General features: G+C 70.0%; 12 protein-coding genes. 7 read left to right on the plus strand and 5 right to left on the minus strand.

Going from position 1 to position 16,861, the window contains the following annotated elements; genetic code table 11:
* Positions 1-202: 202 nt before the first annotated feature.
* On the minus strand, positions 203-2,107 hold the full coding sequence (locus tag WMF31_RS40460) for a DUF4215 domain-containing protein (RefSeq protein WP_436607217.1): 1,905 nt from the start codon (positions 2,105-2,107) through the stop codon (positions 203-205).
* A gap of 529 nt (positions 2,108-2,636) precedes the next feature.
* Here WMF31_RS40460 and WMF31_RS40465 point away from each other — a divergent pair.
* The gene (locus WMF31_RS40465; RefSeq protein ID WP_436607218.1) at positions 2,637-3,695 is read left to right on the plus strand and encodes a GDSL-type esterase/lipase family protein; all 1,059 of its coding nucleotides are present in this window, start codon (positions 2,637-2,639) and stop codon (positions 3,693-3,695) included.
* A gap of 1,581 nt (positions 3,696-5,276) precedes the next feature.
* Positions 5,277-6,305, plus strand: coding sequence for a hypothetical protein (locus WMF31_RS40470; protein WP_436607219.1), 1,029 nt, complete (start codon positions 5,277-5,279; stop codon positions 6,303-6,305).
* A 232-nt stretch (positions 6,306-6,537) separates the two neighbouring features.
* On the opposite strand, the gene WMF31_RS40475 is transcribed toward WMF31_RS40470, so the two are convergent.
* Both WMF31_RS40475 and WMF31_RS40480 read right to left on the minus strand, forming a co-directional pair.
* Positions 6,538-7,827, minus strand: coding sequence for an endo-1,4-beta-xylanase (locus WMF31_RS40475; protein ID WP_436607220.1), 1,290 nt, complete (start codon positions 7,825-7,827; stop codon positions 6,538-6,540).
* A gap of 238 nt (positions 7,828-8,065) precedes the next feature.
* Positions 8,066-8,230 carry a hypothetical protein gene (locus WMF31_RS40480; protein WP_436607221.1) on the minus strand — a complete coding sequence of 55 codons (165 nt, stop codon included), beginning with the start codon at positions 8,228-8,230 and terminating at the stop codon, positions 8,066-8,068.
* Positions 8,231-8,674: 444 nt separating this feature from the next.
* On the opposite strand from WMF31_RS40480, the gene WMF31_RS40485 reads away from it, so the two are divergent.
* Both WMF31_RS40485 and WMF31_RS40490 read left to right on the plus strand, forming a co-directional pair.
* Entirely contained in the window at positions 8,675-9,787 is a 1,113-nt protein-coding gene (locus WMF31_RS40485; RefSeq protein ID WP_436607222.1) for a family 43 glycosylhydrolase, read from the plus strand.
* A gap of 182 nt (positions 9,788-9,969) precedes the next feature.
* The gene (locus tag WMF31_RS40490; RefSeq protein ID WP_436607223.1) at positions 9,970-11,388 is read left to right on the plus strand and encodes a vWA domain-containing protein; all 1,419 of its coding nucleotides are present in this window, start codon (positions 9,970-9,972) and stop codon (positions 11,386-11,388) included.
* Positions 11,389-11,797: 409 nt separating this feature from the next.
* Here WMF31_RS40490 and WMF31_RS40495 read toward each other — a convergent pair whose 3' ends face one another.
* The gene (locus WMF31_RS40495; protein ID WP_436607224.1) at positions 11,798-12,073 is read right to left on the minus strand and encodes an enolase C-terminal domain-like protein; all 276 of its coding nucleotides are present in this window, start codon (positions 12,071-12,073) and stop codon (positions 11,798-11,800) included.
* Positions 12,074-12,392: 319 nt separating this feature from the next.
* Positions 12,393-13,328, minus strand: coding sequence for a transposase (locus WMF31_RS40500; RefSeq protein ID WP_436607225.1), 936 nt, complete (start codon positions 13,326-13,328; stop codon positions 12,393-12,395).
* Between the two features lie 835 nt (positions 13,329-14,163).
* On the opposite strand from WMF31_RS40500, the gene WMF31_RS40505 reads away from it, so the two are divergent.
* From WMF31_RS40505 to WMF31_RS40515, 3 genes are all read left to right on the plus strand, one after another.
* Positions 14,164-14,826 carry a glutathione S-transferase family protein gene (locus WMF31_RS40505; RefSeq protein ID WP_436607226.1) on the plus strand — a complete coding sequence of 221 codons (663 nt, stop codon included), beginning with the start codon at positions 14,164-14,166 and terminating at the stop codon, positions 14,824-14,826.
* Between the two features lie 435 nt (positions 14,827-15,261).
* Positions 15,262-15,633 (plus strand): YciI family protein, encoded by a 372-nt coding sequence (locus tag WMF31_RS40510; protein WP_436607227.1) that lies wholly within the window; start codon positions 15,262-15,264, stop codon positions 15,631-15,633.
* Entirely contained in the window at positions 15,630-16,856 is a 1,227-nt protein-coding gene (locus WMF31_RS40515; protein ID WP_436607228.1) for an RNA polymerase sigma factor, read from the plus strand. Before WMF31_RS40510 ends, WMF31_RS40515 begins: the two co-directional genes overlap by 4 nt.
* Positions 16,857-16,861: the final 5 nt, after the last annotated feature.

Raw genomic sequence — 16,861 nt, forward strand, 5'->3', positions numbered from 1 at the left:
TTTGGCGCCGCGCACGGCGGCGCCGGCGAGCGACGGATAGGGGAGCGGGCGCCGCTCGCGGCCTCTGGGGTGTTACGGCGATGAGGGCGGCATGCCTGACGAGGGCGGAGCGCGTGAGACACTCTCGGTCAATCAGCGCATGTGGCGTGGCTGTGCGACGGGTGAGCACCCCGAGCGCGACCTCCACCCCGTACTGGGCAGCTCAGCGGACGTCGAGGTTGCGGCAGCCGCTGCCGCAGCCGTCCCCGTCGAGGTTATTGCCGTCGTCGCACTGCTCGACAGCCTGCACGATGCCATCGCCGCAGAACTCGCCGAGGCGGCAGTTCTCCCCGCACTCGCCGTAGCCGCCGTCGTTCACGCCGTCGTCGCACTCCTCGCCCAGGCTGACGATGCCGTCGCCGCAGATCGGCGTGCACTCGCTGCGCGCCGTCGCGAAGCCCGCGAGCGTGAGCTTGAACGTCGACGCCGTGGTCTGGCGCTCGGCGTGGAACACGGCGATCTGGTAGACGTTGCCGTCCACGAGGCCGAGGTCGACGGGGGGCCGGTTCGGGATGGGATCGTCGTCCTCCGTGGCGTACCTCACGGTGGCTGCCCCCGCGGCGTTGATGACGAGGCGGCCGTTGACGGCGCTGTGGATGCCGCCGAGGTCGACCGCGAGGCGATCGTTGATGAACACCCACACATCGTCGTCGCCGGTGAAGTCGAGCTCGTATTCCTGGCCCGCCGTGTACTGGAACCAGTAGCGGATCTCGCTCGTGAAGTGGAAGTTGTGGTTCGGGGAGCCCTGCTCTTTCATCCAGCCCCCGTAACCCGGGGAGACATCGGCCGGGCCGCGCTCGGCCGCCGGGGTGAACGGATCGCCGTCGACCGGGAAGAACAGCGGACTCCCGTCGTAGGTCTCGTCCACGTACCGGGCCCAGTAGACCCCGCCGCGCACCTCGCAGCTGTGGAACTCGGGGCTGTGGATATCGCCGCAGTTGGGGGTGGCCTGCTCCGTCGAGGTGCAGGGCTCCCCGTCCACCTCGTAGCCCACGTTGCCGCAGTAGTGCGCGCTCGCCTCGGACAGCAGGGTCCAGGGCTCGCCGTCGGCGCCCCAGCGGTTCACGAAGCGGCCGCCCTCGGTCTCCCACAGCGTGAGGGTGGTGGCCGTGGTGCTGTTGGTGCCGGGCACGTCGTGGTACCACTGGGCGAAGGCGTCCTTGCTCGTGACCAGGCTGTTCGCGGCCGCCACGTACACGGGCTTCTTCTCGGCGTCGAGCTGGGCCGCGACCATGCCGAAGACCGGCGTGTCGCGGCCAGGGCCATTGGGCTGGAAGTCGGGGTGCGCTGCCCTGAAGTCGCGGAACACCACCGGCACATCCATGGATCCGGCGGGCTGGGGCACGGTGCACTCGTAGCCGGGCTCCTTGGCGCACGTCGCGGAGCAGCCGTCGCCGTCGATGTTGTTGCCGTCGTCGCACGCCTCCCCGAGCACGAGGCCATCTCCGCAGCGCGAGACGCAGGAGCCCGCGGAGCAATCGGGCTCGGCCTGGCAATCGATGGAGCAGCCGTCGAACGGCATCGTGTTGCCGTCCTCGCAGCTCTCCGAGCCCTCTTGCCGGTTGTCGCCGCAGGTCGTCGGTATGCAGGCGCTCGGGCTGCCGTCGCACTTGAAGCCCACCTCCACCTTGCAGGTCGGCGAGCAGCCGTCGTCCGGGGCGGTGTTGGCGTCGTCGCACAGCTCCGGAAACACGACGACGCCGTCGCCGCAGCGGGCCATGCGCGTGCAGGCGGCGCCGGGAATGGGGCAGGACCAGCCCAGCTCGACCGAGCGGCAATCCGCGGCGCAGCCGTCCTCACCCACGACGTTGCTGTCGTCGCAGGCCTCGTCCGTGGTCAGGATTCCATCGCCGCACTGGGTCAAGCCGCTGCCGCCGGGGTCGATGTCCGGCGGACCCCCCGGGTCGCCGAAGCCCGGATCTCCGCCGGCGCCGGGCCCTGTGCCCGGGCCGCCGCCGCCACCGGGGGTGCCGCTGTTGCGCTCGCCCACTGCAGAGCAGTTCACCACCAGGGCGAGGCAGCTCGTGAGGAAGATCGTCGAACCAAGCCACGAAGCACGAGGACGCATGACCTGCTCTTTCTGGTCGCCCGGGACCACTCGGGACGCGTGAAGTGACCGATAGCTTCCCACGCAGATGCCCTGAATTCGAGCGCTCTCTCTCTCTCGCCGGCGCCGCAGGGCTCCCGCAGGCCGGCGGCGCGAAGGCGGCTTCCTCGGGGCGCGAAGAATTGTTGATACAGCGTTACCTTGCCACGAGGGCGGATCTCACGGGGATCCAACGGTCGACCGGTGTGCAGCATGACTGTACAGGAGGATGAGCGACACGAGGCGCTTGACTTTCGGACCACGTTTGAGCTTTCTGGCCCACCGAGCTCGAGCCGCCCGGCCCGGCGTTGATAAGGTGCGATCCGCGTGGAGGCGCGCGGGTGCTGGAGGAGAGTGCCGCGACGCCGGGCGTCATGACCTGGGTGATCCGGTCGCGGCGACGAAGTCACCGGCACCCTGCCGGATGGACACATGCGGGCCTCGTGGTTGGAGGAGAGATATGTTCACGCACTGGAGCGATCGAGCTGCCGCGTACCGGATGGTTGCACGAATGTCCTGTCTCACGTTGCTCGCCGCCGCCTGCAGCGCCGATCCGGAGACGGCGGGGAGCGGTGGCAGCGCTGGAGCGGGCGGCGCGGGGGAAGCGGGGGGTACGGGCGGGGCGGGGGGCACGGCCGGGGTGGGCGGCGCGGGGGAAGCGGGGGGCACGGCTGGAGTGGGCGGCGCGGGGGAAGCTGGGGGTACGGGCGGCAGCTCGCAGGCGTCGACGGGCGCTGATGGAAGCGCGGGGGCCGGTGGTGGCGCGTCCGCCGGCGCGGCGGGGTCGGCCGGTGCTTCCGGCGGTGGCGGCGCCGGGGCAGGCGGGGTGGGGCCGCTGCCGGACATCACGATCTGGATCGCGGGGGACTCCACGGTCGCCAACGGGCAGACCCCCTGCCCGGCCGGCTGGGGCGGCCAGCTCGCCGCGCTCTTCGACGAGCGGGTCACCGTGGTGAACCGCGCCGTCGGCGGCCGCAGCGTGCGCACGTGGCTCTACCATGTGCAGGGCGTCATGGATGACACGGGGGAGTGCGTGCTCGACCGCGACGCGAGCGGCGAGCCCCTGCTCCAGGACAGGTGGGCGCAGATGCTCGACGGCATGGAGCAGGGCGATTCTCTGTTCATCCAGTTCGGCATCAATGACGGCTCGCGGACGTGTGATCGGCACGTGGGGCTCGACGCGTTCAAGGAGAGCTACGGCATGATGGCCCGCGCGGCCCAGGAGCGCGGCGCCCGGCCGGTGTTCGTGACGCCGGTGAGCGCGATCGCGTGCAACGGCAGCACCGCTCGGGGGACGCGCGGCGGCTATGTGACGGCGACCCACGAGGCCGGGGCGGAGTACGGTGTGCCGGTGATCGATCTTCACGAGCTCAGCGTCGCTCTGTACAACTCCCTGCAATTCTGTCCGGTCCCCGGGGGCGATGTGAGCGCGACGACCGGCGGGCCGGTTGGCGAGTTCTTCTGCGACGACCACACGCACTTTGCGCGCTCCGGGGCGGCACAGATCGCCGGGCTTGTGGCGGGAGCGATTCGCGAACAGAACCTCGGCCTGGCGGCGTATCTCAAGTGACACGAGACGCGATCGACGGGCAAGGCGCGGGCAGCGGCGCTCCACCACGGGGGCACGCACGCTCGGCGCTCTGCTGGGGCGACCCGACCGAGGCGACCTGACCAAGGTTGGCGGCCGGCCGCCGTGGGGGACCTGACCGAGGTCGGCCGCCGTGGGTTGGGGCGACCCCAGGTTGGCGGGCGGCGGACCCGGTGGGCGGCGACCCGGGGCGACCCGACCCAGGTTGGCGGGTGGGGCGGCGACCCGATCCAGGTTGGGGCGACCCGACCCAGGTTGGCGGGCGGGGCGACCCGACCCAGGTTGGCGGGGCGGCGACCCGACCCAGGTTGGGGCGGCGACCCGACCCAGGTTGGGGCGACCCGACCCAGGTTGGCGGGCGGGGCGACCCGACCCAGGTTGGCGGGGCGGCGACCCGACCCAGGTTGGCGGGGCGGCGACCCGACCCAGGTTGGGGCGGCGACCCGACCCAGGTTGGGGCGACCCGACCCAGGTTGGCGGGCGGGGCGACCCGACCCAGGTTGGGGCGGCCTGACGGGGCGGCCTGACCGAGGTTCGGCGGCCCGACCCAGGTTGGGCGACCTGACCGAGGTTGGGGCGACCTGACCGAGGTTGGGGCGACCTGACCGAGGTTGGGGCGACCTGACCGAGGTTGGGGGCGACCTGACCGAGGTTGATCGACCGAGGTTGAGGCAAGCTGCGAGGCGACTCGTCCGAGGTTGGGTCGCCCCGCTGGCGAACCTGGGGCGGGTCGCCACCTGGGTCGGGTCGCTCCGCCGGCCAACCTGGGTCGGGTCGCTGCCGCCGGCCAACCTGGGTCGGGTCGCTCCGGGGTCGGGTCGCTCCGGTCACTCCGGTCGCTCCGCTGCTCTAATACTGTAATCATGCGCCCGTGGGCGAATCCGTCATCATTTGTCGAGAATCGTGATTGGTTCTGCTCCCGCATCGACACCATCCTGGCGCCAGCAGCTCTACCGCGTCGTCCAGCGCTGCCCTTCGGGGCCCCGGGCGTCGGGTCCCAGCGCCAGCGTCGACCCGGGGACGGCAGGTCCCTCTCACCGTTCGGAGCCGATGATGAAGAATCGAATGCTAGGTATTTCCGCTCTGTCCGTTGCGTTTTCCGGCGTGCTGATGGCGGCAGGCTGCGGCTCGGGCTCGGGCAGCGATCCGGAGGGCAGCGGTGACAGCTCCACCCCGGGGAGCACGCTGCCGAGCGGCGCTGGCGGCGGACTTTCGGCCGTGGGCGGCTCGGGCGTCGGCGGGGGAGCCTTGACCGGTGGGACATCGGGGGCTGGCGCGGCTGGTTCGGGCGGCATCGACAGCGGGACCGGCGGAGCACCTGCTGGTGGCACCGGGGGGACGGGAGGCGGCATCGACGGCACGGGCGGGATGGGGACCAGCGGGGCAGGCGCCGGGGGCGCCGGAACCGGCGGAGCGGGCGCCGGGGGCGCCGGAACCGGCGAAGCAGGCACCGGAGGCGCCGGTTCTGGCGGAGCGGGCACCGGGGGCGCCGGAACCAGCGGGAGCGGTGGAGGTGATGCGGCGTATCCCTGCGATGGGGACACGAGCGGCTACAACGCCGTGGTGACCAGCTCCGGATCCAGCTGGGTCGCGCAGAACGGCGCCCGCGACGTCTACCGTGGTGGCGACATGCGGGCCGCGATCCAGGCGGCGCTCGACAGCTTGAGCCGCAACCGCACCCGGAAGGAGAGCGTCCTGGTTCAGGGCTCGGGGGCCATGCCCGCGAGCTCCCGGCTGAGCGTGCCCAGCTACACCGTGCTCAACATCTGCGGCACGATCGATGTCACCGGCAGCGGCTCCGGCGACAACGCGCCCATCTATGCGCGGGGCAGGACCGACATCGAGATCCCGAACGTCACGATCAGCGGCACCCCGCTCTACGCCATGTTCTTCCGCGACGTCGAGAACCTGCGCCTCGGCCACGTCGAGCTGCGTGTCTCGAACGGCCTCGGAATTCGTGTCGACAACCATGGGCGCTCGAACCGCGCCGACAAGGTGAAGAACATCGACATCGATTATGTCTACGCCGAGGGGACCGGCTCTCACGGCGTCGAGACCTACGGCGTCGACGGCCTCCGCATCGGTACGGTCATCGCCCGCGACACCGGGGAGTGCGGCGTCCTCCTGAACGACACGGTCAACGCCGAGATCGGAATCGTCGACGCCGTGAACGCAGGCACGGGCACCGGCTACGCGGCGTTCCGACTCGCCAATCGGGCGGGGCGCATCGGCAACGGCTATCCCACCAACATCCGCGTCGGCCAGGTCGTCGCCCGCGGCGGCGGGCGCGGGATCTTCTGCGTGTCCGAGAGTGGGGGTGTCACGATCGACCGCATCGACGTCGCCGACACGGGCAGCAACTCGATCTTGATCGAGAACTGCCATAACGTGAACATCGCCGCTGAATCCGGGACCGTCACCGGCGGCGGCGACATCCGGCTCGCCGCGCGCGACGAGTTCGCGAACTCCTCCGACATCACGATTCAGAACCTCACGGTCACGAACACCGCCGTCAACGAGAGCCCCTGCGCCACCAACAGCACCTTCCGCAATCTCACGTTGATGAACGCACGCGACAACACCTGCGACTAGGCTCTGCCGGAGGAGCTGCTGCGCGGCCCGAGCCGTCGGTCGGGTCGCCCGGGCGCCGGGCGGCTCGGTCGGGGGCGCTTCAACCGGGGGATCGCCGGGGCGCTCAGGTGGGCCAGCCTCGTCCGGGTGGCTTGACGTCGGCCGGGTCGGTGTCGGCTCGGCTGTCCCGGAGACAGGCGCGCGAGCTCCCCGGTTGAGGGAGCTCGCGCGAGAACATCGCGTCAGCGTGGCGTCACTGGGTCGGCCGACCCAAAAACTCCATCAGCCACGTCATGGCCGGCCGCATGCGGAGCTGGTCGTTGCCCACCGGATGCGCGATGCCGGTGTTGTCCCGCCAGGTGGCGCCGACGATGTAACCCCAGAGGGTGATGCCGGGGATGGCGGGGTGATTCCAGAACATCGTGAACTGTTCTTCCATCACCTGCTTCTGCCGGTTGTCGTCCGCGATGCCGATGTCGTACTCGGTGATGTACACGGGCTTGCCCAGAGAGGCGAGATTGTCGATGTACTTCTTCACCTGGTTGGTGCTGATCCTCCACGCGTCGTGCGCCTGAGCGCCGAGCGCGTCGACCGGGGCGCCCGCGTCGATCACCGCCTTTGCGATTCGCATGAAGTTCTGGTGCTCGCCCTCGTACTCGATGTTGTTGTAGTCGTTGAGGATCAGGACCGCGTTCGGGCAGTACTCGCGAGCCCACTTGAAGGAGTTGACGATCCAGTCCCAGCCGCTGGCGCCGTCGCCGCCGATGCCGTTCTTGTAGGAGGGCGTGGTGTGGGGCGGCGGCTCGTTGACGACGTCGATGTACTTCGTGTCGGGGTAGCGCTCGCAGAACGCCTTCATCCAGTCCTTCACGGCCGCTTCCTGCTGCGGCCCGGGGAGACCTCCGATCCAGCTGGGTTGCTGGCTGCCCCACACGAAGACGTGGTGCTTGAAGATGATGTTGTTGTCCTTCGCGTACTTGTAAATCGCGTCGAGCGGGCCCCAGTTTCGCTGGCCGCGGCTGGGCTCGACGGAGCCCCACTTGCCCTCGTTCTCGGGCGTGATCTGGTCCCAGTACGTCGCGAAGCCCGGGCGCACTGCGTTCCTCGTCGTGATGTTGCCGACGAACTTTCTGACGGGCTCGCTCCCGCCGGCCCCGGTGTCCGAACCCCCCGCCCCGTTGCCGCCTTCGCCCGAGCCGCCGGCCCCGGCGCCCCCCACCCCCGTCGTGGTCGTCGCATCGGCGCCCCCGACGCCGGTCGTGGTCGTGGTGGTCGGCGTCACCGAGCCGGTCGTGGTCGTGGTGGTCGGCGTCACCGAGCCGGTCGTGGTCGTGGTGGTCGGCGTCACCGAGCCGGTCGTGGTCGTGGTGGTCGTCCACGCGCCGGAGGTGCTCGTGATGCCGCTCCCGTCACCCGAGCCGCCCGCGCCGCCCACGCCACCTTCACCATCGTCGATCTTCACACTGCAGCCAATGAGGGTCGCGATTCCGAGCGCGAACCAGGTCGCGCCGAACAGCCATCGAGAAGAACGGTTCTTGTTCATGTTGGGCTTCCGCAAGTCAGATGATTGTGGGGATTGATTCTCGGAGCGGGAAAGTCGATGGGCAGCGGCACGAGGCGGAGCGCCTGCGCTCGACGATGTGCGCGCCAGGGCCTACTGGCACCTACAATTCCCGTCGTCTCTGGAAGTGATCACGACACACACGTGAAGGCACCCGCATCTGGCGCTTCCTGCCGAGGAGAAGCGTGGACAGCGCTGCGCACTACAGTCGTCGGGCAGCTCAGAGGCCAGCGAAGAACGACCAGACCACGCTGCCGCCGTCGCCGGTGCTGCCCTGGCCGCCGCCTGCCACGGCGCCGCTGCCGTCGCCGGCGCCGCTCTGGCCGCCGCCTGCCGCGGCGCCCGTGGCGCCGCCTCCGGCTCCGTCAGCTCCGGTGTCCGTCACGCCAGCCTTTGCGCCGCTCCCCGTCGTGCGGCTGCCGCCCGCGCCGCTCGTGGCCGTGTCGCTGATCGAAGAGCTACCGGGCGGGGCGTCGCCTCCGCAGCCGGCCTCCACACGCGCAGCAGCACGCAGTGCGACGCCGAAGAAGGAAGGGCGCGAGCCAGGAAGCATCCGAGCACAAGACATCTTTCAGCAAGTATTCCCGCGCACGGCCCATCTGATCACGAGCACCATGGGAGGCGCCCGGATCTGAACATCCGACCATGCTATCAAGAAGGGCGCAGTCCTCCGCGTTCTCGCCCGCGATCTCCCTGCGCTCACCCGGCGCGGGAGCCGAGAGGGTGGAAAATTGTTCGTTGCGTGGAAGACGCTTCACGTGCTGGCGCGCGTCCCTCTTGAGCATGAGGATCACAGGAAGAGCCCGTCGCATGAACGCCGGAGTCTTTGGTGACCTCGAACGACGCGCCGAACGCGTTCCCCATCCTGGCCTCCAGCGACCTGACCACCTGGCGGCTGACTGGCTTCGTCTTCCCGGAAGGGCGCACGCCGGCCTGGACGCTGACCGGCGTCAACCAGGCGGATTTCTGGGCGCCCGAGATGCACCGGGTCAGGGGCGAATTCTGGGTCTGCTTCACGGCCCGCATGCAGGACCGCTCGCTGGCGATCGGCCTCGCCCGATCCGAGCGCCCGGATGGCCCCTTCGAGCCCGACGATGCGCCGATCGTCACGGGGGACGTGCTCGATTCCCACCTCCTCGTGGACGCGCACGGCGCGCCCTGGCTGGTCTGGAAGAAGGACGACAACGGCGTGTGGCCCCGGAGGCTGGTCGCCATGCTCCACCGCGAACCCGACCGGGTGCGCGAGCTCTTCGATGCCGGCGAGGACCAGCGCACCGCGGTCCTGACGCTGACGCTGTGGCCGTGGGTGGAGACGCTCGAGCCCATGGAGCAGTTCTTCGTCTTGCAGCCGCTGATCGAGGCGGCGACAGCGCACTTCACGGAGCTCGCGGAGCGGCTGGAGAGCCTGCGGGCGCGGGCAGGCGGCGCGGAGGCGACGGAGATCGCCATGATTTCACGGGCGCTCAGGACGCGCATCCACGCCCAGCGGCTGTCGGCGGACGGACGCACGCTGGAGGGTGGGCCCGCCGTCCTCCTCGAGAACGACCAGCCCTGGGAGGCGCACCTCATCGAGGGCGTCTGGATCACCCAGGAGGGCGGGCGCTATTACCTGCTCTACGCCGGCAATGACTTCTCGACCGCGCACTACGGCATCGGAGCGGCGGTGGCGGACACGCCCACGGGCCCGTACCGGAAGTCGTCGGAGATCCTCCTGAGCTCCAGCGCGGAGTGGTGGGGGCCAGGGCACCCGTCCGTGGCCATCGGCGCCGACGGGCGGCACCACGTCTTCCTGCACGCCTTCCGCCCGGGGGCGCCGGGATACAAGGCCTTCCGCGCGCTGCTCACCGCGCCGGTCCGCTTCGAGGGCGGCGTCGTCTCGCTCGACAGGTCCGTCGAGGCGCGATCTGACAGACCGCTGGGCGGCCCGAGCCGTCGAGCGTGAAATGCTGAGATAGCGCTGATTTTCCACGAAGGCGGATTGCGAGGGCGCCCTCTGTCCCGAGCGCATGCAGCGGGGTGTATGATGGGAGGCCCGCCACGAGGCGCTTGACCCATCCAGGGGCGCTGCGTGGTCGCGGTCGCATTGCGTCATGAGGGTCGCAATGCAACGCGGCATCTTTTCCGATGCGTATCCCGCGCACAGATCCGCACCATCGATTATACTCGCCGCCGGTCCCGGGGTTTCAGCGAGGCGCGGTCCTGCAAAATTCCGCCTTCGGGAGCCTCTCGCTTTCAAGTGCTTTCGTGCCGGTGCACGGCGCTGGCATGCGCTCGAAGAGGAGTTGGTTTATGAGATTGCCTGCGATGGCCATTGCTTTGTCAATGGTGACTCTGGTCGGCGTGGCCTGCAGCGGGGCCCCGGACAGCGGCGAGGGCGGCGGTGGCTCGCCGCAGCACGGCAGCGGCACCCCCAGCGGCAGTGGCAGCGGCACCGCCAGCGGGACCGGCAGCGATACCGGGGACGGTTCCGGCGACGTGTTCGGCGGTGATGGCGATCTGGGCCTGGGCGGTGGTTCGGAGGCGAGCAGCGCCAGCAGCGGTGGCTCGACGGCTGCAGGGGAGGCCTGCGCCACCAAGTCGTCCGAAGCCGGGTTTCAACAGGTGTACCTTGCCTTCGCGTTCGACGTGTCGGCCAGCATGGGAGCGAACAACGCGCCCTGGCGCGACAAGTCCCTCAAGTGGGATCCCGTCGTCGCCGCGACCAAGGAGTTCTTCATGGATTCCGCGTCCACCGGGTTCAGGGCGTCGCTCACGTTCTTCCCCGGCGCGCGACGGATGTGCGCGGGGGAGACGTACGTGACCCCGGACGTTGCGATGACGCCGCTGCCCTCTCCTGTGTTCGGAGAGGCGATCGATGCCGTCACGCCTCCGGACGACACGAGCTGGCGCATGGGCACGCCCACGGCATTCGTGATGGAAGGCACGATCGCGTTCGTCGAGGCGCAACGGCAGCAGAACCCCGGGAAATATGCGATCGTGCTCGTGACCGATGGCTATCCGGAGCTGTGCAGCCGCGAGGGGCGCCCGGAGGCGGACAGGATCGAGGCCGTCGTGGAGCACGTCGAGGCGGCGCACGCCAGCGGCATTTCGACCTTCGTGGTCGGGGTCAACAATCCGCCGGTGGAGGACGCACCGCCGAGCCTCACCAACCTGCAGGAGATCGCCGCGGCAGGCGGCACGGGAGAGGCGTTCATCATCGACACCGGCGACCCCAAGCAGACCGCGGCCACGTTCAAGGCGGCCGTCGACAAGATCCGTGGCGCTGCCGTGTCGTGCACGATCCCGATCCCGCCGCCGCCCGATGGGAGGACGTTCGACAAGCAGAAGGTCAACGTGACGTACACGAGCGCCACGAGCAACACCCCGGTGACCCTCGTGTACGACCAGGAATGCGCGGCCGAGGGGACATGGCGCTACGACGACGCCGCGAGCCCGACGGCGATCGTGCTCTGCGATGACACGTGCGCCGTGGTGCAGGCTGACGTCGAGGTGTCCCTGGGGGTCGACTTCACCTGCGAGGACGTGATCGTGGTCCCGCGGTGATCGGGCCGGCGACCCGACCCGGCGGCGACCCGACCCTGGGTCGGCGAGCCGACCCAGGTCGGGGCAACCCGCGACCCGACCCAGGTTGGGGCAACCCGACCTGACCCAACCCGCGACCCGACCCAGGTTGGGGCAACCCGACCTGACCCAGGTTGGCGGCGGCGCCCCAACCCCGGCGCCCCAACCCAGGTTGCGGCGGGGCGGCGGCGCCCCGACCCAGGTTGCGGCGGCGACCCAGGTTGGGCGGCGACCCGACCCATGTTGGGGCAACCCGATGTTGGGGCAACCCGGGTCGGGGCAACCCGGGGGCAACCCGTCCTGGTTGGCGGGCCACGCCGATTGGCGAGATCGTTCTCGGAATCGCGGCGTGGCCGACAATATCGTCAAGGCTCGTGGGCTCCTCGATCCATTATGGCTCGAACGCAGCGAGCCGCTGCATGCTGGCGATGGTTTGACCGCCGTCCCACACCTGATTGGCATCCATCATGAGCTTGCGATACTCTCCGATCTCGTCACGGACGATCTGTGTCCTGCGGGTGTCGTCGCCGACGCTCGCTCCAAGCTGGATCTTGAAATGCGACAAGCCGCGCGCGATTCCCTCGCGGCACAGGCGGCGCAGCTTGGCCTCCGAGTAGCCGAGCCAACCCACCGAGGTTGTGTAGGCGGGAAAGCCGTGCTCCCTCATCTCCTCCTCGCGCGCTCCGCGGGGGGCGCGTTCCGGCGGCGCCTATCGAGCGCCTCCTCAGGGCTGCGCACATCCGTGCTGTAGCGGAAGCTGACGCAGCGGACGTTCTCGTCGATTGGGTTCAGACGCGACCCGTCCCTCACCCCGCATGGCGAGCACTCTCTCTGGGCCTACCGAAGCCGACCGCAGCCAGCGGTGTGCAACCCAGGACGAACGCAGGCGGCGCGGTGCTAAGCTCGTCTCGCGGAGCGGAACGATTCCATCGGCACCGGAAGGGTCTCCGGTGCTTCGCGCACGCTTCGTGCGTGAGCGGCGCGGCTCATGCGGCGAGCGTCACGTCGATGGCACAGGTGCTGCTTAGAGAGGCGCCGTGAAACACGCGCATCCACCACGTTCCCGCCGGAAACAGGGCGCTGCGAACGTCGGCACGCCATCGTTCCAGCGCCGCGCGGTACGACGAACGGAACGCTCGCACGGCGGCAGCAGCGGCTCGCCATGCGTCTCCCTGTTCACGGCCGACCGCGAATGTCGGGTTGCGCTCACGCCGCCGCTCGAAGCTCGTGGCTCGCTCGTACGGGGAGACCTCGCTGGCTCGCTCGGCGCCCAGGAAGCCGATCCCTTGCCGCTCCGCCTCGGCATGCGCCTGCGCTTCCAGGCGCTCGATCTCGGCAGCGACCTGATGGCGAAAGCCCTCCGCGGCCTCCTGATCAATGTCCGGCGGCAGCGCGAGCGGGAGTGCTGCTTGCTCGATCCACTGGGGATTCTCGGGATCGAGATATGCTGAGGGGCGCGTCGCGTGGAGCACGCCACGGCCGAGCTCCCCGGCATCCACTTTGACGCCCGGCCATTCTCTCGCGTGCCGGACCAGGCCAGCGGCAACGGGGTTCGCGAGCACGTAGGCGATCTTCTCGACCATCGCCGCCTGCGTCAGCAGCCGTACCACACTCGTGGGTTCATGGTCCCATACCGGTCCCTCCCAATTGCGCAGCACCTTGGTGCCCAGCGCGAAGAGGCGATGGAAGAACTGCAGGAAGCGTGGCAGCACACCTTGCACATCGGTCACGACCAGGTGCAGATGCGTCGACATCGCGCAGAGAGCATGGACCTCGACGCCATAACGGCGGGCCGAGACCGCGAGGGCGTAGACCAACAGCTGGTTGATGGCCGCATCGGGGCGCAACAGGAGGTGCCGGCGCAGGACCCGACGGGTGAGGAGGTAGGTCGCGCCTGGAACGATCTCGCGAGGCTGGCTCATGGGCGGAGTGCACAGACAAGCGTCGTGCCGCGGGCCGGCGTGAGTTATTTCAAGGACTTGTGCCGCTCGTGGGGTGGCGGCCGCCAGTTGTCGCCGGATTCCGCCACGCTCGCCCGAGGACGCGAGCTGCGCTGGCAGTCTGGGTAGCTGCGCTGGCAGCCTGGGTCGGGCTGCGCTCGGGCTGGGCTCAACTTGCGGGCTGGGCTCAACTTGGGTCGGGGCTGGGCTCCGGGCTGGGCTCAACTTGGGTCGGGTCGCCCGTGGCTGGGCTCGACCTGGGTCGGGTCGCCCCGGGTCGCCCAACCCGGGACGGGTGGCCGGGCTCAACCTGGTTCGGGTCGCCGCGCAACCTGGTTCAGGTTGCCCCGCACCGACCTGGTTCAGGTTGCCCCCCCCCACCCCAACCTGGTTCGGGTCGCCCGGGGTCGCTCCCCCACCTGCCGCCCGCCCCCCAACCTGGTTCGGGTGGGGTCGCCCCAACCTGGGTCGGGTCGCCCCGGTCGCCAACCTGGTTCGGGTCGCCCCGGTCGCCAACCTGGTTCGGGTCGCCCCGGTTCGGGTCGCCCCCCGGGTCGCCCGGGTCGCCGGTCGGGTTCGGGTCGCCCGGGTCGCCCGGGTCGCCGGTCGCCAACCTGGTTCGGGTCGCCCCCCGGGTCGCCGGTCGCCGGGTCGGGTCGCCCCCGCCGCGAGGGCCATGTTTGCGATGGTGGGGACGCGCTCTTGGGGCGCGCTCCTCCTGGCGCAGGGCCACCGCCCGAGTCACATCGGCGATCGCCTTGACAGCGAGGGGGGACCTCCGGTCTGCTAGGCCGTCCTGAAAGCAGGAGGACTTCCGATGATCACGCTCTATGGCATCGCGTTGAGCAACTATTACAACAAGGTGAAGCTCGCCCTGCTCGAGAAGGGAATCCCCTTCGTGGAGGAGCAGGCGCCGCCGTCCCAGGACCCGGCGTTCCTGGAGAAGAGCCCGCTGGGCAGGATCCCGTTCATCAAGCGATCGGGCTCCGACGACTATCTCATCGAGTCCCAGCCGATCGTCGAGTACATCGAGGCCATCGGACCGAAGGAGAACCGCCTGCTGCCCGCCGACCCCTGGGAGGCGGCGCAGTGTCGCGCGATCATGTCCGTCATCGACTCCAGCATCGACGGCCCGATTCGCCCCCTGCTGCCCGCCGCGTTCTTCGGCGCGAGCACGACGCCCGAGCAGGTCGCCCACGCGCAGCAGGGCGTCCAGCGCGGCATCAACGGCCTCAAGCGCATGGCGAAGTTCAGCCCTCACATCGTCGGCAGCGAGCTCACCTACGCAGATATCGCCGCGATCACGGTCATGCCGCTCGCCGGCATGGTGCTCAAGACGCTCTCCGGCAAGGATCCTTACGACGACTGGCCGCAGCTGCACAGCTACTTCGCGCTGCTGCGACAGCGCCCCCACGTGCAGAAGGTCGAGGCCGAAGCCGCCCAGTCGTTCCAGGCCTTCCTGGCCAGCCGGCGCAAGTAACGATGACCGGCCGCGGCGGCACGCGTGCGCTGCGCACGACCGCCTCGGCGGCTGTCGTCCCCCCGAGGGAACGGGGATCTCGACCTCGGTAGCAACGGGCACGCCGACCCTCGGCCTGCCCTCCTCGCTCCAGGTGAGCTTCTGCTCGCGCATCGTGCGCTTCGTCTCTCACCCGCCGTCCACGCCGTCGTTGGCGTGGTCGACGATCCAGGGCACGGCGCCGTCTGGCGCCGTCACGGATCTGTTGTGCTTCGGCTTATATACATGGCTGGCGTCAGACCCCCCCGGGGTTTCCTCGCGGCGGCGCGGAGGGAGGGGCATGTCCGACAAAAATGCACCGACCCGCGCGACCGGTGTCGATCCGAGGGCTCGCCGGGCAACCAGGGGCTGACCGCACCATCTTGAACCAAGGGCAACCCAGGGCTGGAGGTCCTCATGAAGTACGTCTGTCTCGTACATTTCGCTCCCGACGCGCTGAGCTCGTTGACCGACGAGGAGAAGCGCACGCTGGACGCTCGCTCCACCGCCTACGATGAGGAGCTGAGCGCCGGCGGTCATCTGCTGGCCGCCGAGGCGCTCCAGTCGCCCGACAGCGCCGTGCTGGTCAAGGTCCGGGGCGGCCAGGTCTCGACGACGGACGGGCCCTTCGCCGAGACCAAGGAGCTGCTCGGCGGCTTCCTCCTGATCGAGGCGCGCGACCTGAACGAGGCGATCCGCATCGCATCTGGCATCCCGCTCGCCGCGCTGGGGACCATCGAGGTGCGCCCGATCTACGAGATCCCGACCCCGGAGGGCGGAGGCCGGTGATCGACGTCGGCGCGCTGTACCGCGCGGAATCGCGCCGCGCGCTCGCGACGCTGATCCGCCTGCTCGGGGATTTCGACCTCGCCGAGGAGGCGTTGCACGACGCTTTCCTCGCCGCGGCCGAGCAGTGGCCGCGCGACGGCGTGCCGCATCACCCGCGGGCCTGGCTGGTCGCGACCGGCCGGCTCACCGCGCTGGCCCGGCTGCGCCGGCGCGCCCGGTTCGATCGCGCGCAGGGCGAGCTCGCGCGCCGGATGGAGGCTTCGATGCCGGTCGATATCGGGCCGCCGGCGCTAAAGGACGATCGCCTGCGGCTCATCTTCACCTGCTGTCATCCCTCCCTCGGCGCGGACGCGCAAATCGCCCTCACCCTGCGCGAGGTGTGTGGGCTCACGACCGAGGAGATCGCGTCTGCGTTTCTGGCGAGGCCGGCGACGATCGCGCAGCGCATCGTGCGCACCAAGCGAAAGATCCGCGAGGAGGCGATCCCGTACGAGATCCCCGAGGCGGCAGAGCTGCCCGCGCGGCTGGATGTCGTCCTGCACGTGATCTACCTCGTGTTCAACGAGGGATACGCCGCCTCCACCGGGGCGCGCCTGACCCGCGGCGATCTCTGCGCCGAGGCGATCGCGCTCGCGCGCCTGCTCGCCGAGCTCTTGCCCGAGCCGGATGCGCTCGGGCTCCTGTCCCTGCTCTTGTTGCACGACGCGCGTCGTGAGGCGCGCGTGTCGAGCACGGGCGACGTGGTGCTGCTCGCGGACCAGGATCGAACGCGCTGGAATCGGGCGCAGATTGCCGAGGGCGTCAGCCTGCTGCGCCACGCCTGGGCCCGTCCCCCTGTCGGGACGTACACGCTGCAGGCTGCCATCGCGGCCAAGCACGCCACGGCGCCGGACAGCGCCTCGACGGACTGGGGCGGGATCGTCCGCGTGTACGATCTGCTGCTGACCGCGGACAGGACGCCCGTCGTCGAGCTCAACCGAGCGGTCGCCGTCAGCCAGCACGCCGGCCCGGAGGCGGGCCTCGAGCTCCTGGACGCGCTCGACGCGCGCGGCGAGCTCCGCGATTACCGATTCCTGCACTCGGCGCGCGCCGATCTCCTGCGAAAGCTCGGCCGCCATGAGGATGCCCGCGCCGCGTACCGGCGCGCGCTCGAGCTCACGGCCCAGGAGGCGGAGCGGCGCTTTCTGGAGAAGCGCTTGAGGGAGATGGAGGACCTGTGCTGAACGGT

It is taken from the genome of Sorangium sp. So ce1036 (genome assembly GCF_051369805.1).
GTDB lineage: Bacteria > Myxococcota_A > Polyangia > Polyangiales > Polyangiaceae > Sorangium > Sorangium cellulosum_F.